Origin of the sequence: Pseudomonas sp. AE27 (genome assembly GCF_037113495.1) — a bacterium.
GTDB classification, from domain to species: Bacteria; Pseudomonadota; Gammaproteobacteria; order Pseudomonadales; family Pseudomonadaceae; genus Aquipseudomonas; species Aquipseudomonas palmensis.
The window spans coordinates 3,786,601-3,809,320 of the sequence record NZ_CP146966.1 but is presented as its reverse complement, the minus strand read 5'-3'; the positions used below and the strand labels follow the sequence as shown (position 1 = coordinate 3,809,320).

The 22,720-nt window shown below is 68.2% G+C and carries 10 protein-coding genes; 9 read left to right on the top strand and 1 reads right to left on the bottom strand.

The window, feature by feature from the left end:
- The first annotated feature begins 111 nt into the window (after positions 1–111).
- The 7 genes from V9K84_RS17550 (at position 112) to V9K84_RS17520 (ending at position 20,754) form a co-directional block, all read left to right on the top strand.
- Positions 112–15,120 carry an autotransporter-associated beta strand repeat-containing protein gene (locus V9K84_RS17550; RefSeq protein ID WP_338791672.1) on the top strand — a complete coding sequence of 5,003 codons (15,009 nt, stop codon included), beginning with the start codon at positions 112–114 and terminating at the stop codon, positions 15,118–15,120.
- Positions 15,121–15,215: 95 nt separating this feature from the next.
- On the top strand, positions 15,216–16,910 hold the full coding sequence (locus tag V9K84_RS17545; RefSeq protein WP_043864413.1) for a molecular chaperone HscC: 1,695 nt from the start codon (positions 15,216–15,218) through the stop codon (positions 16,908–16,910).
- Positions 16,911–16,920: 10 nt separating this feature from the next.
- Positions 16,921–18,513, top strand: coding sequence for a J domain-containing protein (locus V9K84_RS17540; protein ID WP_088515292.1), 1,593 nt, complete (start codon positions 16,921–16,923; stop codon positions 18,511–18,513).
- A complete protein-coding gene (locus tag V9K84_RS17535; protein WP_043864414.1) occupies positions 18,510–19,067 on the top strand; it encodes a GNAT family protein in 558 nt (185 codons plus the stop codon). Before V9K84_RS17540 ends, V9K84_RS17535 begins: the two co-directional genes overlap by 4 nt.
- Positions 19,068–19,140: 73 nt before the next feature.
- Complete coding sequence (locus tag V9K84_RS17530; RefSeq protein ID WP_058541387.1) at positions 19,141–19,689, top strand: hypothetical protein; 549 nt, start codon at positions 19,141–19,143, stop codon at positions 19,687–19,689.
- A complete protein-coding gene (locus tag V9K84_RS17525) occupies positions 19,690–20,217 on the top strand; it encodes a hypothetical protein (protein ID WP_078479916.1) in 528 nt (175 codons plus the stop codon). It abuts the gene before it with no gap.
- 15 nt (positions 20,218–20,232) lie between these two features.
- The gene (locus V9K84_RS17520; RefSeq protein ID WP_088515293.1) at positions 20,233–20,754 is read left to right on the top strand and encodes a hypothetical protein; all 522 of its coding nucleotides are present in this window, start codon (positions 20,233–20,235) and stop codon (positions 20,752–20,754) included.
- A 4-nt stretch (positions 20,755–20,758) separates the two neighbouring features.
- Here V9K84_RS17520 and V9K84_RS17515 read toward each other — a convergent pair whose 3' ends face one another.
- Positions 20,759–21,232 carry a DMT family transporter gene (locus V9K84_RS17515; RefSeq protein WP_054916300.1) on the bottom strand — a complete coding sequence of 158 codons (474 nt, stop codon included), beginning with the start codon at positions 21,230–21,232 and terminating at the stop codon, positions 20,759–20,761.
- Positions 21,233–21,326: 94 nt separating this feature from the next.
- On the opposite strand from V9K84_RS17515, the gene V9K84_RS17510 reads away from it, so the two are divergent.
- A complete protein-coding gene (locus tag V9K84_RS17510) occupies positions 21,327–22,229 on the top strand; it encodes a LysR family transcriptional regulator (RefSeq protein WP_088515294.1) in 903 nt (300 codons plus the stop codon).
- Between the two features lie 25 nt (positions 22,230–22,254).
- Positions 22,255–22,647 (top strand): lysozyme inhibitor LprI family protein, encoded by a 393-nt coding sequence (locus tag V9K84_RS17505; protein ID WP_043864420.1) that lies wholly within the window; start codon positions 22,255–22,257, stop codon positions 22,645–22,647.
- Positions 22,648–22,720 lie beyond the last annotated feature (73 nt).

Below are 22,720 nucleotides of genomic sequence, written 5' to 3'. Positions count from 1 at the left end.
GAATCGTAGTCGCCAAGGTCAGGCATTTCGACGTTAGTGTGTGTAGTTTCCACGGCGTACCCGTCGCACGCATTCAAGGAACGAACTGCCTGATCCACGAAGGAGTCGCCCGTGGACAGACGTGCCGTCAAGCTTGCCCCCACCCGTATTCGCCCCTTGTCGCTGGCCGTGAGCCTGGCCACCGCGGGAATCGCTTTCGGCCTGTTCAGTGCAACGGCCAGTGCCGCCTGTACCCCGCTGATCCCCGGTGCGGGCGCGACGGTCACCTGCACCCCGGGGTTGAACGGCAACGTCAGTTTCTCCGCCAACAACCTGACCCTTAACCTGAGCAATGGCTCGCAGATCAACGCGCCGTTGCTCGGCACGGCAGTCAACCTGACCGGCAACAACGTCACCCTGAACAACTCGGGCACCATCGACCCCGCATTCCTCGGGATCCTGAGCGGGCTCAGCTCCGGGATCAAGGTTGGCAACTCGGCGGCCAGCACGGTCAGCATCACCAACTTCAGCGGTGGCGTTATCAAGGGCACCACCGGTGTGCTCAGTGCCAGCCTGCTCAACCTCAACGGCCTGGCCCTGAGCGTGCAGAACGGCAACGGTGGCGTTACCACGCTGGTCAACGACGGCACCATCGGTTCATCGAACATTGTCGGCGTCAGCGTGCTGGCCCCAGACGCCCCGGTGGTGGCGGTGTATGGCGGCGGCAGCGTGAACATGACCAACACCGGCACCATCATCGGTCGCGTGGCGTTCCAGGCATCAGGCACTGCCACCGGCAATACCTTTACCAACAGTGGCGCGATCAGTGGCGGCGTGTCGATGGGGGCGAACTCCACCAACCGCTTCAACGCAATCACAGGTTCCAGTGTCAGTAGCGGGGGAGGTGTAGGCGTCGACCTGGGCATCGCCGGCATCAACCTGCTGTATGCGCCTAGCGGCAAGGTCGACGGCGGTGCCGGCGGCAGCAACACCCTGGCCCTGCAGAACGCCATCGGCGGGGGCACCGGTACCGGCGGCACGGGCACGCTTTCGGCCAGCAACTACATCAACTTCAACAACCTGCTCGTGCAGAGCGGCACCTGGACACTCTCCGGCGCGTTGCTCGGGGTCACCAGCACCAGCCTCAACGGCGGCTCGCTGGTGTTCGACGACGCCTCGACCTTCGGCACCGGCACCATCGCGGCCAACGGTGGCGCGCTGGGTGCTGGCGCGGCCAACCTGTCGCTGGCCAACGCCGTCACCCTCGGTGCCGGCGGGCTCGGCATCATCGGCGACAACAACCTGACCCTCACCGGCATCGTCAGCGGTAGCGGCGCCTTGACCAAGACAGGCGCCGGCACCCTGGGCCTGAGCGGGGCCAATACCTATACCGGCGGCACCTTCCTCAATGCTGGCGTACTGTCGCTCGCCAACGCCGCGGCCCTGGGCACCGGCAGCCTGAGCGTTACCGGGGCCGGCAGCCTGCAGGGCTCGGTACCGCTGGTGCTGAGCAACGCCGTGCAGCTGTCGGCAGCGCTGAGCCTGCCCGGCAGCAATGCGCTGACCCTGGGCGGTGTGGTCAGCGGCACCGGTTCGTTGAACAAGACCGGCAGCGGCGACCTGACCCTGGCCGCCAGCAACACCTACAGCGGCGGTACCACGCTGGGCGCCGGCAAGCTGATCCTCGGCAATGCCGCCGCGCTGGGGGGCGGTGCATTGACTGCGGCCGCCGGCACCAGCCTGGACACCAGCAGTGCGCTGACCCTGGCCAACGCCATCAGCCTGGGCGGTGCGCTGACCCTCACCGGCAGCAACAACCTGACCCTCGGCGGCGTCATCGGCGGCAATGGCAGCCTGGTCAAGAACGGCACCACCAACCTCAACCTCACGGGCACCAACACCTTCACCGGCGGCCTGCTGCTCAACGGCGGCAGCCTGACCGTAGGCAACGGTGCGGCGCTGGGTACCGGCGCGCTGACCCTGGGCGCCAATGCCAGCCTGGACGCCAGCAGCGCAGTCAACCTCAACAACGCCGTGGTGCTCGGCGCCAACACGCTGAGCCTGCTGGGCACCAGCGCGACCACCCTGGGGGGCGTGGTCAGCGGTACCGGCGGGCTGATCAAGAGCGGTGCGGCCGACCTCACCCTGGGCGCGGCCAATACCTTCGGCGGCGGCGTGCAGTTGCAGGCCGGCAAGCTGATCGTCGGCAACAACACGGCGCTGGGTACCGGCACGCTGGCCGTGGCCGATGGCACCACGCTGGACAGCACCAGCTCGGTTGCACTGGCCAATGCCATCAGCCTGGGCGGCAACCTGACCCTGGCCGGCAGCAATGCCCTCACGCTCGGCGGCGTGGTGTCGGGCAGCGGCGGGCTGGTCAAGAACGGCGCCGCGTTGCTCACGCTCAACGGCAACAACAGTTTCCAGGGCGGTGTGACGCTCAATGCCGGCGGCCTGATGGTGGGCGCGGCCAACGCCCTGGGCAGCGGCGCCCTGAACACCACGGGCACCGCCAGCCTGGATGCGAGCGTGGCACTCAGCCTGGCCAACGCGGTCAACCTTGGCGCCGACCTGACCGTCGGCGGCACGGCCAATCTTGGCCTGGGCGGCCCGATCAGTGGCGCGGGCGGCGTGATCAAGAACGGCGCAGCCGACCTGACCCTTGCCGGCAACAACACCTACGTGGGCAACACCCGACTCAACGCCGGCAAGCTGGTGCTCGGCAGCAGCACGGCGCTGGGGCAGGGTGCACTGATCGCGGCGGACGGTACCCGCCTTGACGCCGCCCCAGGCGTGACCCTGGGCAACGCCCTCACGCTCAACGGCGCGCTGACCCTCGACGGTAGCAACGACCTGGCCTTGCAAGGCCTGATCAGCGGCAATGGCAGCCTGATCAAGAACGGCACCACCAACCTGACCCTCAGCGGCAACAACACCTTCCTCGGCGGTACCACCCTGAACGCCGGTACCCTGACCCTGGCCAGTGCCGCAGCGCTGGGCACCGGCGCCCTGACTGTCGGCGGCGCGGCGAGCCTTGCCAACAATTCACCGCTGGTACTGGCCAATGCCGTGGTTCTCAATGGCGTGCTGACCCTGCCGGGCACCAGCAACCTGACCCTGAACGGCGTCATCAGCGGCGCCTCGGGCCTGAGCAAGAACGGCGCGGCCAACCTGACGCTGGGCGCTGCCAATACCTTCGGTGGCGGCGTGACGCTCAATGCCGGCACGCTGATCCTGGGCAACAACACCGCACTGGGCACCGGTACGCTGGCTGCTGCCGGCAACACCTCGCTGGACGCCACCAAAGCCCTGACGGTGGGCAATGCCGTGACCCTGGCCGGCAACCTCAACCTGCTGGGCAGCAACACCCTCAACCTCGGCGGCGTGATCAGCGGCGCAGGCGGCCTGACCAAGGCCGGCGGTGCCGACCTGACCCTGAGCGGTGCCAACACCTTCAGCGGCGCCACCAACCTGAACGCCGGCAAATTGATCGTCGGCAGCAACACCGCGCTGGGCACCGGCGTGCTGAACGCAGCCGGCAACACCCAACTGGAGGCCAGCACGGCGGTCAGCCTGGCCAACCTGGTCAACCTGGCCGGCAACCTGGGCATCGGCGGGGCCGCGAACCTGACGCTCAACGGCGTGGTGGGCGGCACCGGCAGCCTGACCAAGACGGGCACGGCCACCCTCGGCCTGAACGCGGCCAATACCTATCAAGGCGGTACCAACCTCAATGGCGGCGGCCTCAGCCTGGGCAACAACCAGGCACTGGGCAGCGGCGCACTGAACGTGGGCGGCGCTGCCACGCTCGACAACAGCGTGGCGCTCAACCTGGCCAACCAGGTGAACCTGAACGCCAACCTGAGCGTTGTCGGCAGCAATGACCTGACCCTGGGCGGTGTGATCGCCGGGGCCGGCCAATTGATCAAGAATGGTGCCGCCACCCTGACCCTCAATGGCCTCAACACCTTCACCGGCGGGACCTTGCTCAATGCCGGCGCGCTGGTGCTGGGCAATGCCTCGGCGCTGGGCAATGGCGCACTGAACGTGACCGGTGCGGCCAGCCTCGACAACAGCGCCAGCTTCGCCTTGGCCAACGCGATCAACCTGGGTGCCAACCTGACCCTGGCCGGCAGTAACGACCTGACCCTGGGCGGCGTGATCAGCGGCGCCGCCGGGCTGGTCAAGAACGGGGCGAGCAACCTGACCCTCAATGGCGTCAACACCTTCCAGGGCGGCATCGTGCTCAATGCCGGCGGCCTGACCCTGGGCAATGCCAATGCCCTGGGCTCCGGCGCGTTGACCGTGGCCGGCAACGCCAGCCTGGACAACAGCGCCAGCTTCGCACTGGGCAACAACCTGATACTCAATGCCGACCTGAGCCTGGCGGGCAACAACGACCTGAGCCTGGGCGGGGTGATCAGCGGCACCGGTGGCCTGATCAAGAATGGCCTGGCCGACCTGACCCTGAGTGGCAACAACACTTTCAGCGGCGCGGTCAACGTGCTCAATGGCAGCCTGACCACGGTCGGTGCCGGCGCACTGGGCAATGCCTCGGCGGTGAACGTGGGGCTGGGCGCCAGCCTCAATCTGGGTAACAGCAGCAGCCTTGCCAGCCTCACCGGCAGCGGCAGCGTGAACCTGGGGGCCGGTACCAACCTGAGCGTGGGCGCGGGGGATGCCAGCAGCGTGTTCACCGGCGGCCTGGCCGGGGCCGGTGGCCTGATCAAGGTCGGCGGCGGCAGCCTGGAACTGGCCGGCAACAACGGCCTGCTGAGCGGTAGCACCCAGGTCAATGGCGGCACCCTGAACGTCACCGGTTCGCTGGGCAGCAACCTGGTGCAGGTCAATACCGGCGCCACCCTCACCAGTACCGGCACTGGCAGCGTGCTGGGCGCGGTGACCATCGCCGATGGCGGCCACCTGGCGGCCAACAGCGGCAACAGCCTGACCCTGGGCTCGCTGGTGCTCAACGCCAACTCCAATCTGGACGTGGGCCTTGGTTCGCCGGCTACCGGCGGCAATGCGCTGATCAAGGTCAACGGCAACCTGACCCTGGACGGCACCCTCAATGTCAGCGACATCGGCGGCTTTGGCACCGGTATCTACAGCCTGATCAACTACACCGGCCAGCTCACCGACAACGGCCTGGTGATCGGCAGCATTCCCGGCAGCGTGCAGCTGGGCGACCTGCAGGTACAGACCTCGATCGGCAGCCAGGTCAACCTGCTGGTCGGTGGCGCCAATGGCAGCGTGCTGTTCTGGGACGGCACCGGCCTGGTCGGCAACGGCGTGATCCAGGGCGGCAACGGCACCTGGGATGCCCTGAGTACCAACTGGACCACGGTCAACGGCACCGGCAACCGTGACTGGAGCAGCAACTTCGCGGTATTCCAGGGCGCCGCAGGCGACGTGCTGGTCAATGGCGCGCAGTCGATCACCGGCCTGCAGTTCGTCACCGATGGCTACCGCCTGCTCAATGGCGTGACCGGCCAGCTGAACCTGGTCAATGGCAGCAATGGCGCCACTACGGTGCGTGTCGATCCGGGTGTGACCGCCACGGTTGGTGTCGCCCTGGGCGGCAGCGGCCTGCTGAGCAAGGTCGACAGCGGCACGCTGGTGCTCAACGCCAGCAACAGCTACAGCGGCGGCACCGCCCTCAATGGCGGCACCCTGGTGGTAGGTAACAACCTGGCGCTGGGCAGCGGTGCGCTGACTGCTGCCAACGGCACCACGCTGGACAGCAACGCCAGCATCGCTCTGGGCAACAGCGTCAACCTGCTCGGCGGCCTGACGGTGGCCGGCAGCAACGATCTGGCCCTGAACGGCAGCATCAACGGCGCCGGCAACCTGACCAAGAACGGCGCTGCCACGCTCACCCTGGGCGGCGCCAACAGCTACACCGGCGGCACCACCCTGGCCGCTGGCCGGCTGCTGCTGGGCAATGACCTGGCTCTGGGCACGGGCGTGCTGCACGTGACCGCTGCCAGCAGCCTGGCAGGCACCACCACGACCAACCTGGCCAACGCCATCGACCTGGGCGCCAACCTGACCCTCGACGGCCTCAACGCCATGACCCTCAACGGCATCGTCAGCGGCAGCGGTGCCCTGAACAAGACCGGCACGGGCAACCTGACCCTCAATGGTGCCAACACCTACCAGGGCGGCACCAGCGTCGGCGGCGGCACCCTCACCCTGGGCAATGGTGCGGCACTGGGCAGTGGTGCGCTGAACGTCACCGGCGCGTCCAGCCTGGCGACCAGCACCCCGCTGAGCCTGGCCAACGTGATCAACCTGGGCGCCGACCTGACCCTGCCGGGCACCAGCAACCTGGTGCTCAATGGCGTGATCGGCGGCAGCAGCGGGCTGGTCAAGAACGGTTCGGCCAGCCTGACCCTCAATGGCAACAACACCTATCAGGGCAGCACCAGCCTCGCCGGCGGCACCCTGATCGTCGGCAGCAACACCGCACTGGGCACCAGCATGCTCACTGCACAGGCCGGCACGTCACTGGACGCCAGCAGCGCCGTGACCCTGGGCAATGCCATCGGCCTGCTCGGCGACCTGACGGTGGTCGGCAGCAACGACCTGACCCTTGCCGGCAACCTCACCGGCAGCGGCGGGCTGAGCAAGAATGGTGGCGCGACGCTTACCCTGTCGGGCAGCAACACCCACCTGGGCAACACCTTGCTCAATGGCGGCCGCCTGGTCCTGGGCAGTGACCAGGCGCTGGGCCTGGGTAACCTGGTGGCAGCAGGCGGCACCACGCTGGACAGCAGCCTGGATGTCACCGTGCTCAACGCCGTATCGCTGGCCGGCAACCTGACCGTTGGCGGCACCCACGACATCACCCTGGGCGGCCAGGTCAACGGTGCCGGCAGCCTCACCAAGAATGGCGCGGGCAACCTGACCCTGACCGGTGCCAACGCCTGGCAGGGCGGCACCACCCTGAACGCCGGCACCCTCACCGTGGGCAATGCGCTGGCGCTGGGCAACGGCAGCCTCAGCGTGGGCGGGGCGTCCACCCTGGCCAGCAGCGCTGCGGTGAACCTGGCCAACGCGGTCAACCTGGGCGCCAACCTGACGGTCGCCGGCAACACCGACCTGGGTCTGACGGGCGTGGTCAGCGGCACTGGCGGGCTGATCAAGACCGGTGGCGGCAACCTCGCCCTCACCGGTGCCAACACCTACAGCGGCGGCACCACCCTGAATGCCGGCACCCTCACCGTAGGCAACGCCACCGCACTGGGCAGCGGCGCGCTGACGGTCGGCGGCGCCTCCACCCTGGCCAGCAACACCGCGCTGAACCTGGGCAACGCCATCGGCCTGAATGCCGACCTGACCGTCGCCAACAGCGCCGGCCTGACCCTGGGCGGCGACATCAGCGGTGCGGGCGGCCTGATCAAGACTGGCACCGGGGTGCTGACCCTGGGCGGCAACAATACCTACCAGGGCGGTACCGCGCTCAATGCCGGCGGCTTGCTGCTGACCTCGGCCACGGCGCTGGGCAGTGGCACCCTGACCGCCGCCGGCGCCACCACGCTGGACACCAGCACCGCGCTGACCCTGGACAATGCCCTGGTACTGACCGGCAACCTGACCCTGCTCGGCGCGCAGAACCTGGCCCTGACGGGCGCTATCAGCGGCGCGGGCGGCCTGGTCAAGACCGGCGCCAGCGACCTGACCCTGAGCGGCGCCAACACCTACAGCGGCGACACCCTGCTGGGCGCCGGCCGCTTGATCGTGGGCAGCGACAGCGCACTGGGCGTCGGTACCCTGCGCACCAGCAACAACACCATCCTCGATGCCAGCACGGCGGTGACGCTGGGCAATGCGCTGAACATCGTCGGCAACCTGAACGTCGGCGGCAGCAACGACCTGACCCTGAACGGCGTGATCGACGGCCCCGGCGACCTGACCAAGAACGGCGCTGCGACCCTCACCCTCAACGGCAGCAACACCTACAGCGGCGAGACTATCCTCACCGCCGGCACCCTGGTGCTGGGCAATAACAATGCGCTGGGCACCGGGGTGCTGTCGGTCACCGGCAACTCGAGCCTGAGCAGCGGCAACAGCGCCGTGGTGGTGAACAACGGCATCGGCCTCAATGCCAACCTCACCGTCAACGGCAGCAACGACTTCGGCCTGGGCGGCGTGATCAGCGGCAACGGCCAACTGATCAAGACCGGTAGCGGCAACCTGACCCTGAGCGGCACCAACACCTATTCCGGTGGTACCAGCCTGGGCGGCGGCACCCTGACCGTCACCAATGGCGCTGCGCTGGGCAGCGGCGCACTGAGCGCGACGGGCACCAGCACCCTGGGCAATACCCAGGCTGTCACGCTGCTGAATGCCATCGCGGTCAATGGCGACCTGACCCTGGACACGGCCGCCAACCTGACCCTGGGTGGGGTTATCAGTGGCTCGGGCAACCTGATCAAGAGCGGCGCCCAGGAACTGGTGGTGTTCGGCAACAACACCTTCAGCGGCACACTCGATATCACCCAGGGCATGCTGACCACCTTGAATAGCAACGCCCTGGGCAATGTCGCCAGTGTCAATCTGGGCAGCGGCACCGACCTGAACCTGAACGGCAACACCAGCATCGGTGCACTCACCGGCAGCGGCACCACCAATATCGGCCTGGGCAGCACGCTGAGCCTGGGCAATACCAACCTGGACAGCGTCTTCGCCGGTGCCTTTGTCGGCAGCGGCGGCTTGAACAAGGTCGGCACCGGCGTGCTGGAACTTGCCGGCATCAGCAACCTGGGCGGCGCCAGCCAGGTCAGCGGCGGTACCTTGAGCGTGTCGGGCGCCCTGAACGGGGGGAACCTGACGGTCAATTCCGGTGCGACCCTGACCGGCAGCGGCAGCGTGGGCGGGCTGACCACCATCGTCAACGGCGGCCACCTGGCCGGCACCAGCGGCACCCAGCTCAGCTTCGGCTCGCTGGCGCTGGCGCCCAACGCCAGCATCGACGTCGCACTCGGCTCGCCCGTCACCGGCGGTACCTCGTTGTTCAATGTTGCCGGCAACCTGACCCTGGGTGGCACGCTCAACATCACCGATGACGGCGGCTTCGGCAATGGTATCTATCGCCTGTTCGATTACGGCTCGCTGACCAACAACGGGTTGGTGCTGGGCAGCCTGCCGGGCAGCGTCACGCCCGGCGAGCTGCAACTGCAAACCGCGATTACCGGCCAGGTCAACGTGCTGGTCAACTCGCCCAACCTGATCGTGCAGTTCTGGGATGGGGCGGGCACTGTCCCCGATGGCGTGGTGCAGGGCGGCAGCGGCACCTGGAACAGCACCACCACCAACTGGACCGACCTCAACGGCACAGTCAACGACGTCTGGCAGGGGCAGTTCGCGGTGTTCCAGGGCGCCGCGGGCGGCGTGGTCACGGTCGAAGGTGGCCAGGCCGTCAATGCCCTGCAGTTCATCACCGACGGCTACCAGCTGGTCGCCGGCAGCGGCGGCGTGCTCAACGCCGTCAACGGCAACAGTGGCAGCTTTGCGGTACGTGTCGACCCGAACGTGACCGCCACCCTGGGCCTGCCGGTCAATGGCAGCGCGACCCTGGCCAAGCTCGACAGCGGCACGCTGGTGCTCAATGGCGCCAACGGCTACACCGGCGGCACGCAGCTCAATGGCGGCACCCTGGTGGTCGGCAATGACGGCGCGCTGGGCAGTGGCACGCTGACTGCGGCCAATGGCACCACCCTGGACAGCAACAAGGCGGTGAGCCTGGCCAACACCATTGGCCTGCTCGGCCAACTGAGCATTGCCGGCAGCAACGCACTGACGCTGGACGGTGACATCAGCGGCACCGGCGGCCTGCTCAAGGCGGGCGGCGCCAGCCTGACGCTCAACGGCGACAACAGCTACACCGGCCCTACCGCCCTGAATGCCGGCACGCTGGTACTGGGCAGTGACACCGCACTGGGCGTCGGCGCCCTCAACGCGGCCGCGGGCACGCAACTGGACAGCAGCAGCGCGCTGGCGCTGGCCAACACCTTCAACCTGAGCGGCAACCTGACGCTGCTCGGCAGCAACGACCTGACCCTCAATGGCCTGGTCAACGGCGCCGGCAGCCTCACCAAGCAGGGCAGCGGCAGCCTCACGCTCAACGGTGCCAACGGTTTCACGGGCGGTACCGTACTGCAGAGCGGCACGCTGAATGTCGGCAACGCCGGGGCGCTGGGCAGTGGCGCGCTCACCGTCAGTGGCGCCTCCAGCCTGGTCAATGGCAGTGCGCTGTCACTGGCCAATGCCATCGTGCTCAACGCCGGCCTGACCCTGCCGGGCAGCAACAACCTCACCCTGGGCGGTGTCATCAGTGGCACGGGCAGCCTGAACCACACCGGCAGCGGCGGCCTGACCCTCACCGGGGTGAACACCTACAGCGGTGGCACCCAGCTGGGTGCCGGCAACCTGACCCTGGGCAACGGCTCGGCGCTGGGCAGCGGTGCCCTGAGTGTCAGCGGCACCTCCACCCTGACCACCACCAGCGCCATGACCCTGGCCAACGCGGTGGATGTGGGCGGCACGCTCAACGTGGCGGGCACCAACAACCTGACCCTGGCCGGCGTGCTCAGCGGTGCGGGCACCCTGAACAAGAACGGTGCGGCCAACCTCACCCTCAGCGGCAACAACAGCTTCAGCGGCATCCTCAACATTCTTTCCGGCAGCCTCAGCACGGTGGGCAGCGGTGCACTCGGCAACCCTGCCGAGCTCAACCTGGGCAACGGCGCCAGCCTCAACCTGGGCGGCACCACCAACCTGGGCGAGCTCAGCGGCAGCGGCACCGTGAACGTAGGCGCCGGTACCGGCCTGCAAGTGGGCGAGGGCACGTTCGGCGGGGTGCTCAGCGGCACCGGTACGCTGGACAAGACCGGCACCGGCACGCTGACCCTGGGCGGTGGCAATACCCTGAGCGGGGCCACCACCGTCAGCGGCGGCAGCCTCATCGTCAATGGCAGCCTGGCCAGCAGCACCGTCACGGTGAACAGCGGCAGCACCCTGGGCGGCACCGGCAGCCTCGGCGGCGCGCTGACCGTCGCCGACGGCGGGCACCTGTCGCTGCGCAGCGGCGATACCCTGAGCGTCGGCTCGCTGGTACTGGGCGCGGACGCTAACCTGGATGCGGCCCTGGGCGCCCCTGTGGTGGGTACCCCGGCGCTGATCAACGTGGGCGGCAACCTGACCCTGGACGGCAAGCTCAATGTCACCGACCTGGGCGGGTTCGGTGCGGGCGTGTATCGCCTGATCGACTACAGCGGCGCGCTGACCAACAACGGCCTGGCCATCGGCAGCGTGCCCAATGGGGTCATCGCGGGCGATCTGGATGTGCAGACCGCCGTCAACAACCAGGTCAACCTGGTGGTGGGCGGCAGCAACAACAACGTGCTGTTCTGGGACGGCAGCCAGACCGTCGGCAATGGATCGGTCGACGGCGGCGCCGGTGTCTGGAGCGTCGGCGGCACCAACTGGACCGATGCCAACGGAGCGCTCAACCAGGCCTGGAACGGCACCTTCGCGGTGTTCCAGGGCACGGGCGGCGCGGTGACCGTCGATGGTGTGCAGACCGTCAACGGCCTGCAGTTCCTCGACAATGGCTACGTGCTGAGCGGTGACGCGCTGAACCTCACCAACGGTGCCCAGGGCACCGGCAACGTGCGTATCGGCAACGGCGTGAGCGCCACACTGAACGTGGACATCAACGGCAGCGGCACCCTGGCCAAGCTCGAAGGCGGCACCCTGGTGCTCAACGGCAACAACGGCTATACCGGCGGCACCCAGCTCAACGGCGGCACGTTGGTGGTGGGCAGCAACACCGCCCTGGGCAGCGGTGCGCTGACGGCTGCCGACGGCACCACGCTGGATGCCAACCAGGCCGTGACCCTGGGCAACGCCGTGACGCTCGGCGGTGCGCTGACCATCGCGGGCAGCAATGACCTTGATCTCACCAACCTCGTCAGCGGCAGCGGCAGCCTGGTGAAGAACGGTACGGCCGACCTGACCCTGGCCGGCGCCAACACCTACCAGGGCGGTACGCGCCTCAATGCCGGCAGCCTGACCCTGGGCGACAACGCTGCACTGGGCAGCGGCGCGCTCACGGTGGGTGGCACTGCGCAGCTCGACGGCACGCTTGACCTGCAACTGGGCAACGCCGTCAGCCTGGCCTCGCAACTGACCCTGGGCGGCAGCCACGACCTGACCCTGAACGGGGTGATCAGCGGCAACGGCAGCCTGGTGAAAAACGGCAATGGCGCACTGCTGCTGAGCGGTGCCAACACCTACAGCGGCGGCAGCACCTTCAACGCCGGCAGCGTGCAGGGCAATACCAGCAGCCTGCAGGGCGCGATCCTCAACAACGCCGCGCTGACCTTCGAACAGGCCAGCAACGGTACCTACACCGGCAACCTCACCGGCAGCGGCACGTTGATCAAGAACGGCAGCGGGCAACTGCTGATGACCGGCAACAGCGGCTTCACCGGCGCCACCACGGTCAACGCCGGCAGCCTGCTGGTCAACGGCAGCCTGGCCAGTGCCACGGTGCAGGTCAACAACGGGGCGACCCTGGGCGGCAGCGGCAACTACGCCGGCACGGTCAACCTGGCCAGCGGTGCGACCCTGGCGGCGGGCAGCGGCGCCACGCCACTCAAGGTCGGTGCGCTCAACCTGGATGCCGGCAGCAATGTCGACCTGGCGCTCGGGCAGGCATCGGCCTCGACCACCGTGGTCAAGGTGGCGGGCGACCTCACCCTTGATGGCACGCTCAACATCAGCAATGGCGGTGGCTTCGGCAGCGGCGTTTACCAGCTGTTCAGCTACGGAGGCAACCTGACCGACAACGGCCTGCTGTTCGGCCTGCTGCCAGGCGGCACCTTGCCAGGCCAACTGACCCTGCAGACGGCCATCGCCCAGCAGATCAACCTGGTGGTGCAGGGCGCCGGTGGCGCACTGCAGTTCTGGAACGGCGGCAAGACCAACGCCGACGGCACCATCGGTGGCGGCAGCGGCACCTGGGGCAACGGCACCAACTGGACCGACGTCAACGGCAACCTGAGCGAAACCTGGGATGCGCAGTTCGGCGTGTTCGGTGGCCAGGCGGGGACCGTCACCGTGGCCGGCAACCAGTCCTTCACCGGCCTGCAGTTCCTCAGCGGCGGCTACCAGTTGGTGGCCGGCAGCGGCGGCAGCCTGACACCGGTCAATGCAGCCAATGGCGACCTGGCCGCCGTGCGCGTGAACACCGGCGACAGCACGCAGATCTCGGCGCCGCTGGTGGGCGCGGGCGGTATCGAAAAACTCGACGCAGGCACGCTGATCCTGAGCGGCGCCAACACCTACACCGGCGGCACCAGGGTCAGCGGCGGTACGCTGGTGGGCAACACCACCAGCCTGCAGGGCAACATCGTCGACAACGCCAGCCTGGTGTTCCAGCAGGACACCGACGGCCGCTTCAACGGTGTGCTCAGCGGCACCGGCAACACCGTCAAGCAGGGTAGCGGCAGCCTGCTGCTGACCGGCAACCAGCCGTTCAGCGGCAACCTGGCGGTCAACCAGGGCCTGCTGCTGGTGGGCAATGCGGCCAACCCGGGCACGGTGCTAGGGGCCAAGGTCACGGTGGGGGCCGGTGCCGCACTGAGCGGCAACGGCAGCGTGGGCTCGCTGGTCAACAACGGTGTGGTGCAGCCTGACCCGGGCAGTGGGCTCAAGGTCGGCGGCAACTTCACCAACGCCCCGGGCGGCACCCTGCAGGTGGTGGTCGGCAACCCCGCCAGCAGCGGCCTGACCGTGGGCGGCACGGCCAACCTGGGCGGCAGCCTGGTGGTGCTGAACTCGGCACCGGCCTCGGGCAACGCGCAGTACACCGTGGTGACTGCCGGCGGCGGGGTGAACGGCACCTTCACCACCGTGCAGTTGCCGGATACGCCGTTCTACGACACCACGCTCAACTACGGCAGCAACCAGGTCGGCGTCACCATCAGCCGCAACGGCACCAGCCTCGGCGATGTGGCTTCGACCCCCAACCAGCAGGCCGTGGCCGGCGCACTGGGCAGCAGCGGGGCGCCGGCGGCGGTGCTGGGCGCGGTCATGGCGCAGAACCGTGGTGGCGTTCAGGCGGCGTTGGACAGCCTGTCGGGCGAGATCCATGCCAGTACCGCCAGTGCGCTGATCGAAGACTCGCGCTACGTGCGCGAAGCGGTCAACGACCGCCTGCGCCAGCCAGGCTGCATGCGCGAGGAGGATCCGCGTCGGGCCCTGGCACCGAACGCCAACCAGCTCACCAGCGACGGTTGCCACGACGAGGCCGTGGGCTGGGCGCAGGCACTGGGCACCTGGGGCAAGATGGACGGCAACAGCAACAGCGCCAGCATCGACCGCAACGTGCAGGGCTTCCTGCTCGGGGTGGACCGCAGCCTGAACAGCGACTGGCGCGTGGGCGTGGCCGCCGGCTATACCCGCAGCGACCTGGATGCCAGCGGCCGCCGTTCCGATGCGAGCATCGACAGCTACCACCTGGCCACCTACCTGGGCTACCAGCTCGATGCCTTCTCGGCCCGCGTGGGTGCGGCGTACAGCTGGCACGACATCGAGAGCAAGCGTGACGTCGCCATCGGCAGCTACGATGACCGCCTCAAGGCCAAGTACAAGGCGCGCACCGCGCAGGTGTTCGGCGAGGTGAGCTACGCCATCGAGGCAGGCGGCGTGGCGCTGGAACCGTTCGCGGGCCTGGCCTACGTCAACTACGACAGCGACACTGCACGCGAGAAGGGCGGCGCGGCGCGGCTCAAGGCCAGTGCCGACCAGGACATCACCTTCTCCACCGTGGGCCTGCGGGCGGGCAAGGCGTTCAAGCTGGCCAACGGCAGCACCCTGACCCCGCGTGGCAGCCTGGGCTGGCGGCATGCCTACGGCGACACCAAGCCCGATGCCGACCTGCGCTTCATCGAGGGCGGCGCCGGCTTCACCACCCAGGGCGTGTCGATCGCCCGCGATGCGGCGGTGGTCGAGGCGGGGCTGGACCTGTCGATCGGGCAGGCCGGCAAACTGGGCCTGGGCTATTCGGGGCAGCTGTCCAGCGACACCCGCGACCATGCGGTAACGGTGAGTTTCAGCATGGGGTTCTAGGCGGCGAACGACGATCACGGCGCGTGAAGGCGGTGGCTTGAGCGCAGGTACCTCAAGTACCATCGCCCTCTGATTTGATGAGAGGGAAGTCGCTGATGATCGTCGGTATCGACCTGGGCACGACCCACAGCCTGGTGGCGGTGTGGCGCGATGGCGCCACTGAACTGGTGGCCAACGCACTCGGCCACACGCTCACCCCCAGCGTGGTGGGGCTCGACGACCAGGGCCGGGTGCTGGTCGGGCAGGCGGCGCGCGAGCGCCTGCACACCCATCCGCACCTGACCACCGCATTGTTCAAGCGCTACATGGGCAGCAACCAGCAGGTCACCCTGGGTGGGCGTGCCTACCGCCCCGAAGAACTCTCGGCACTGGTGCTCAAGAGCCTCAAGGAAGACGTCGAGCGTGCCTATGGCGAGCCGGTCACCGAGGCGGTCATCAGCGTGCCGGCCTACTTCAGCGATGCCCAGCGCAAGGCCACCCGCGTGGCCGGCGAACTGGCCGGGCTGCGCGTCGACAAACTGATCAACGAACCCACCGCCGCCGCACTCGCCTATGGCCTGCACCAGCGCGACAAGGAAACCTCGTTTCTGGTCTTCGACCTGGGCGGCGGCACCTTCGACGTGTCGATTCTGGAGCTGTTCGAAGGGGTGATGGAGGTGCGCGCCAGCGCCGGCGACAACTACCTGGGCGGTGAAGACTTCGACCAGTTGCTGCTGGAGCATTTCGTGCAGGCCCAGCAGGGTAACGACTTCCCCGGCGCGACCACGCTGCTGCAGCCACTGCGCCGCGAGGCCGAGCGTGTACGCCGGCAGCTGGGTCAGGCCCAGCAGGCCGACTTCGTGGTGCGCGTGGAGGGCCGCGAATGGCGCCACGTGTACACCCAGGACGCCCTGGCCGACCTGTTCGCACCGCTGCTGGCACGTCTGCGCACCCCCATCGAACGCGCCCTGCGCGATGCGCGCATCCGCGCCTCGGACCTGGACGAAGTGCTGCTGGTGGGCGGTACCACGCGCATGCCGCTGGTGCGCAAGCTGGCGGCCGGGCTGTTCGGGCGCTTCCCTTCGATCAGCCTCAACCCCGATGAAGTGGTGGCCCACGGCGCCGCCGTGCAGGCCGCGCTCAAGGCTCGGGATGCCGCGCTCGAAGAGGTGGTGCTGACCGACGTGTGCTCCTACACCCTGGGCATGGAAACCGTGCGCCAGGTCGGTGACCGCCACGAGAGCGGGCACTACCTGCCGATCATCGAGCGCAACAGCGTGGTGCCGGTGAGCCGGGTGCAGACGGTGTACACCGTCGGCGACCAGCAGGAGCAGGTGCTGGTCAAGGTGTTCCAGGGCGAGAGCCGCCTGGTGCGCGACAACGTGCTGCTGGGCGTGCTGGAGATTCCGGTGCCACGGCGCAAGGCCGGCGAGGTGGCCCTGGACGTGCGCTTCACCTACGACATCAACGGCATTCTCGAAGCCCAGGTGAGCATCCCGCTGACCGGCGAGCAGCATGCCCTGGTGATCGAGAACAACCCCGGCGTACTCAGCCCCGAAGAGGTACGCGAACGCCTGGCGGCGCTGGCCGAGCTCAAGACCCACCCGCGTGACCAGCAACCCAACACCCTATTGCTGGCGCGCCTGGAGCGCCTGTATCAGGAAAGCCTGGGCGAGGTACGTGAGCTGATCGGGGCCTGGGCCGCGCAGTTCCAGCGCGTGCTGGAAACCCAGGACGAACGCCAGATCCGCGAGGTGCGCCACGAGCTCGAACAGCGCGTGAATGAACTGGGCCAGGACAGCTGGCGCTGAAGGAGCGGCAATGAGTGACGTGATCGAAGACTGCTGGAGCGTGCTGGCCCTGGCCCCGGGCGCTGATGAACGCAGTATCAGGCGCCAGTATGCGCGCCTGCTCAAGGTGCACCGCCCCGACGAGGACCCCGAGGCCTTCCAGCGCCTGCGCGAGGCCTATGAACAGGCGCTGGCGCGCAGCCGCTGGGCACACGAGGACGATGCAGCGCCAGCGCTGGAATCGGCCGATGTGCCAGCCCCGCAGGCCGCGGCGGTGCACGTCGACGTCGAACCCGCACCCGCCAGGGAGCAACAGGCCCGCGCGCTGCTCGAAGGGCTGGACCCTGCGCAGCTCGACAACCTGTGGCGCCAGGCCGGTGAACTGGGGTGCGAGGCGGCCTTCGAGCAGCAGTTGCTGCAGCGCAGCCTGGATGACGAAACCCTGCGCCTTCCCATCCTGCACTGGGCGGTGCCGAGGCGTGGCTGGTTCACCCCCTGGCAGGCGGTGCCGATCGGCGCGTACCAGGGCGACGAACTGCTGGGCAGCCTCTGGCAAGCCTGCCACGCGCAGTTGCAGCACTACTTGCAGGCGGGCGACGAACAGGCGTTTTTCGCCAGCCTGCAGCACTGGGGCGGGCAGGCCTGGCTGGAGCCCTTCGACCGCCGCGAGCAGTTCCAGGCCATGCTGCTGGAGCTGCTGCACGATCACCCCGGCAGCAGCACCGCGCTGTTCGAACGCGTGTGCGGCTACTTCAACTGGAGCGACGATGACGGTGGCCCCCGGCCCGCGCACCTGTGGCAGGGCCTGAACGAGCGCTGCCGTCGCGATACCTGGTTCGCCCGCCAGCAGGCCCTGGCCGAGCAGTGGCACTGGCACACCAACCCCGAGGGCAATGCGGCCTACCTGCTGCTGCGCAACCTCCAGTTCAAGCAGCAGGTGGCGCTGGCCCAGGGCTTCAGCGAGGCCGACTGGGAAGCCTGTGAGCACCTGACGCAAACCCTGCTCTACCACTACCCTGAACTGCTCGACCAGGTGCCGCACCGCGACCTGTACTTCTGGCGCAGGCTGGCGCCGCGCCCGCTGCACCCGCGCAGCTACCTGCGGGTGATGAGCTGCATGGTGCTGGTGATCGTGCTGTGGCTGGCGGGGCCGGATTTCTTCGCGCACCCCTCCAATGTACTGATTGCGGCCGTGGTGGGCTCGCTGCTGACGGTGCAACTGTCGGCGGTGTTCATGCGTTTCTGGCTGTGGACCGCGCCGAGCCTGCTGGCGCTGGACCTGCGCCTGAGCGAATGGCTGATCCCGCGTCGGTTCAACCCCGATGGCGAGCGTCTGCTGCTGCGCCATGGCGTGCCGCGCCTGCTGCTGGCACTGCCGATCTACCCGATGCTGGCCGGTACCCACCCGTGGACCGGTATCGTCGCGCTGACGGGCTACTTCGCTGTCGGGCTGCTTGGCCTGTTGCCGTATCAGCCACCACAGGAAGGCGGCCCGGCGTGGCGCCAGCCGTGGGTGACGCTGCACCGGCTCTACGAATTCAACCTGGCCCAGGCCGCGGTCCTGCTGGTAACGGTGGGCGTGGTGGCGTGGTGGCAGGTTCACCCACCAGGAGTAATTTCATGAGTTTGCCTGAAGCTTTCGACACCGCGCTGTGCCTGAACGGGCCGCGCCTGCAACTGCGGCCCATGCAGGCCCGCGATGCCGAGCAGTGGCTGGGGATCATGGCCGACCCCGAGGTGATGCGTTACTGGCACCACGGGCCGTGGCAGACCCTGGACGAAGCCGAAGTGGCCTTGCTGGCCGACCGCGCCGCCTACCTGGCCGGGCGCAGCCTCAAGCTGGGTATCTACCCGCAGGGCAGCGACCTGCTGCTGGGCATGTGCCAGTTCTTCAACATCGACGCCGAGTCGCGCCGCGGCGAAATCGGCTACTGCCTGGCCAGCAGCGCCCAGGGCCAGGGCTACATGGGCGAGGCGCTGGAGCTGTTCGTCGAGTACCTTGCCATCGGCCTGAACATGCGCCGCCTCGAGGCCGAGATCGACCCGCGCAACGGTGCCTCGGCGCGCACCCTCGAACGCATGGGCTTCGAGCGTGAAGGGCTGCTGCGCGAGCGCTGGTGCATCGCCGGCGAGGTGTCGGATTCGGCGTTGTACGGGCTGCTGCTCGAATCGGCCTGAATGACTTGGACAGCGGGGCAGGCGATGGGCTATCGTCGCGCCCCGCTTCCCACCCGGCTGAATGGACTTACTGGTGCGCTTCGATTTCCGCTTGCTGAGCCTGCTGCTGTACCTCGCCTGCCTGTACCCGGAGGCCTGCGCCTGGGGGCACGATTCGGTGCTGCGCGGCATGCACGCGCTGTCGATGGGCTGGCTGGCCGGCGGCCTGTGGTTCGCCAACCCGCTGCTGCTGGGCGCCTTCGCAACCCACCGCAAAGACCCCAAAACCGCTTACCGCCTGGGCTGGTGCGCACTGCTGCTGGCGGGCTCGGCCCTGGCGCTGGGCTGGACCGACTGGTCGCCGATCCCGTCGGCGCCCCACGGCGGGCCTGACGTGCGCACCGGCTACTACTTGTGGCTGGCCTCGATGCTGGCATTCGTGATCGGCCAGCACCGCTACCGGCGCCAGCCCAGGCTTACCCAGCCAGCGCTGGGCTGGCTGCACTGGGTGCTGGTGGCGGGTATCGTGCTGACCATTCCACTGTCGTTCGTCAAGGCCACCGTCGCGCCGGCGCGACCGGTCTACATGAACCTCGGCGAGCCGCCAGCGGCCTGCGACGACTGCGAACTCGGGGTCAACTAGATGCTGGCACTGTTCAAGCGGCATTACGTGGTACTGAGCCTGGCGCTGTACCTGGGCAGCCTGTTTCTGGATGCCGTGCCGGTCAGCGAGGTGACCATGCGCGGCATGCATGTGCTGACCCTCGGCTGGCTGGGTGGCAGCGCCTGGTGGGCCAACCCGCTGCTGTGCCTGGCACTGATGCTGCGGCGCAACCGGCCGCTGCTGTCGCTGTTGGCAGCGGTCGCGGCACTGGTGCTGGCGGCGCAGTGGCTGCCAGTGATCGGCTGGGGCGACAGCGCGCTGGTGCCGCGCAAGGCCAATGGCCAGGCCAATCTGCTCGGCGCCTACTACCTGTGGTTGCTGGCGTTGGCGGCATACGTGGCCGGCCAGTTTCTCAACCGCCGGCAGGCGCCGGGCGGGCCGGGCCAGGGCTGGCTGGCCTGGGTGCTGGTGGCGGCGATCTATGCCACGGCGGCGTTCTCGTTCAGCGTGGGCAGCGGCGCCAATGTCACGCCCCCGGCCCCGGCAATACCCTCCAATTCCATCTGACCTGCGGACACTCCTGTGAAACGTCATTACCTCACGCTCAGCCTGGTGCTGTACGTGGCCTGCCTGTATTTCAATGCCTACTACACCGACAACGGTGCCCACATGAGTTCGGTATGGTTGCTGGTGTACGGGCTGTGGGGCATCCCGTTCCAGATCTATGGCTGGTTTGCCAACCCGGTCTTCGGCCTGGCGCTGCTGGCCCACCGCTGGTGGCCGCGGGTGGGGATGGGCCTGTCGGTGCTGGCGCTGCTGCTAGGGCTGTCGTTCCTGGTGGTGAGCACGGTGCCGGATAACACGCCGCAGTCCTACGATTTCGTGCAACTCACCGCGCTGGGCGTGGGGTACTACCTGTGGATCGGCGCCTTCGTACTGATGACCCTGGGGCAAGCGCTGCACTGTCGTGACCGGCGCGAGGTGCGCCAGGTGCCGCGTCTGCGCGTTGTCGACTGGCTGCTGTTGCTGGTGGTGCTGGGGGTGATCCTGTTCAATGCGTTCCCCCAGCACGGCTACGTGTTCGAGCGCACCCACCCCTGGTGAGCCCTCAACGGTTGGCGCGGGTGCCCCATTGCACCACCAGCATGCCGACGATGATCAGCGCCACCCCGGCGATGCGCAGGCCGTTGACCGGGCGCGATGGCAGGCCCATCAGCCCCCACTGGTCGATGATCAGCGACGAGAGTACCTGGCCGGCGATCACGCACACGATGAAGCCGGCCGCGCCCAGGCGCGGGGTGAGGATCAGCGCCGCGGTGATGTAGGCCACCCCGGCCACGCCACCCAACCACGCCCACCACGGCGCCTGGCCGAGGTTGGCCAGTTGCGGCAGCGGTGCGCGCATCAGCAGCAGGGCCGGCAGCACCATCAGCACGCTCACCGCCAGCGAGATCAGCGTGGCCCACAGCGGGTGCCCGAGCAGGCGCCCGAGCGCGGCGTTGGCGCCGGCCTGGAACGGCACGGCGGCACCGGCCAGCAGGGCGACAAGCAGCGGTATGGCGACAGCGAGGTTGAGGTTCATGGTGGTTTCCTTCTGGCTATGGAGGGCTTGGTACAGTCTTGGTTATCTGTTTCACTGATGGAAATTCGAATTGTGCACAGGGGCTATTCGCCACATGGATGATCTGCGCCGTATCGACCTCAACCTGCTGCTGACCCTGCATGCGCTGCTGGCCGAGCAGCACGTCTCGCGCGCGGCCTTGCGCCTGCACCGCAGCCAGCCGGCGGTGAGCCATGCGCTGGCGCAGTTGCGCGAGATCTTCCAGGACCCGCTGCTGGTGCGCCGTGCGGGCCGCCTGCAGCCCACGTTGCGTGCGCTGGAACTGGCGGCGCCGTTGCAGGATGCCCTGCAGCAACTGGATGCGCTGCTGGGCAGCCCCGGTTTCGAGCCGGCGCGGGCGCGGCGCAGCTTTCGCCTGGCGATGTCGGACTATGGCGCGCGGGTGGTGCTGCCGGGCCTGATGCGCTGCCTGCGCGAGACCGCACCGGGCATCGACCTGGTGGTCAGCCAGGGCAGCCGCGAGGCGATGCTCGGCCAGTTGCTCGATGGCGAGGTGGACCTGGCGCTGGGCGTATTCCCCACCCTGGCCGAGCCGTTGCAGGCCGCCACGCTGTTCGAGGAGGGGTTCGTGTGTGTGGCCGACCACGCCACGCTGCCGGCCCGTGGCGGGCTGACATTGCCCGCCTGGCTGGCGCGCCCCCATGTGCTGGTGGCGATGCGGCCCGGGGCCGACAACGAGATCGACCAGGCCCTGGCGGCGCTGGGGCAGCAGCGCCGGGTGGTGCTGGCGTTGCCGCACTGGGCGGCGGCCAGCGACGTGCTGGTGGGCACCGACCTGGTGCTGACCGTGGCGCGGCGCAGCGTGCAGAACCTCAAGGCGCAGCGTGGGTTGCGCTGTTTCGAGCCGCCGCTGGCGATTCGCGCGTTCGCCTTTCAGCAGGTGTGGCACGAGCGACGCAAAAAGGAAGCGGCGCACCATTGGTTGCGCGAGCAGGTCATGCGAGCCTGTGCGCCCTAGGCAGTCAGAACAGGAGAGGCAAGCCATGAGTATCAAGCGGATGATGGGGGTTGCGGTGCTGTCGCTGGCGGCAGTTGCGCCGTTGGCGCTGGCGCAGGACAAGACTTCGGCGGCCTACAAGGCCTGCATGGACACCGCGAACACCACGGTGAGTATGAACGAATGCAACAACGCCGAGATCGCCCGCCAGGACAAACGCCTGAACCAGGTCTACAAGAAGGCCATGGCCGCGTTTGGGCCGGTGCAGCAGGGCAAGCTCCGGGATGCGCAGCGGGCGTGGATCAAGTACATCGACAGCAACTGCGATTTCTACTTCACGCAGACCGGCGGCACCATGGACATCCTCAATGGCGGTGGCTGCCGCCTGCGCATGACCTCCGAACGCGCGGATGAGCTGGAGGCATTGCAGGCGCCTTGAACGCCCTTCGCCGGCAATGGCACGCGCTCGATGACAGGCGCGCGCCTTGCTGGCGAAGGCCGCGCCGCAACCC